This window comes from Pseudomonas sp. SbOxS1 (genome assembly GCF_013416725.1).
Classification (GTDB): domain Bacteria; phylum Pseudomonadota; class Gammaproteobacteria; order Pseudomonadales; family Pseudomonadaceae; genus Aquipseudomonas.
Window position 1 is genome coordinate 1 of sequence record NZ_JAAVXC010000092.1, and the last position, 680, is coordinate 680.

The following is a 680-nucleotide window of genomic DNA, read 5'->3' on the forward strand; positions in this document are numbered from 1 at the left end:
ATCGATCTGCGCATCGAGGTGCCCGCGGTTTCCGCCGCCGACCTGATCAGGCCCGGCAAGTCGGAAGCCAGCGCCGAGGTCGCGGCCCGCGTCGCCCGGGCCCGCGCGATCCAGCGGGAGCGCCTCGAGGCGCGCGGCGTCACCAATGCCACCACCAATGCCCAATGCGCCGCCGGCCTGATCGAGGACATCGCCGCCCCCGACGCCGCCGGCCTTTCGCTGCTCAGGGAGGCCAGCGAAAAGCTCGGCTTCTCCGCCCGCGCATACCACCGTGTGCTCAAGGTGGCGCGCACGCTCGCCGATCTCGACGCCAGCGAGACGGTCGGGCGCATCCATCTTGCGGAAGCGATCTCCTACCGCATCGCCTCCGAGCGCATGGCACAGGCGGCATGACGCACCATCGCTGAGCGAAGTTCGCTATCGCGGATAGAGGCGACCGTTTCCGGAATGGATCTGCATTGCTGTTCAACGGGAATGGACAAGCGCCACAAGGAACCAGCCGGGGCTGCAGCGCCGCCTGGGCCGGTCTATGCCTGAGTGGCCTTTTCGTGCGGGCCACATTGCGGCGGCGATACGCAAGCTTGTGCCGACGCAACAGCAACCAACCTCGCGGATCCAGCCTGAACGGCGGGGAAGGGCGCTACTTGACCGAGCCGACCAGCGTGGTCTGGCCTTCGCGG

Annotated in this window: 1 pseudogene; it reads left to right on the forward strand. The window is 68.2% G+C overall.

Annotated elements, in window-relative coordinates:
• Positions 1-393, forward strand: a pseudogene (locus HFK74_RS32955) (hypothetical protein); the annotation flags it as partial.
• Positions 394-680: the final 287 nt, after the last annotated feature.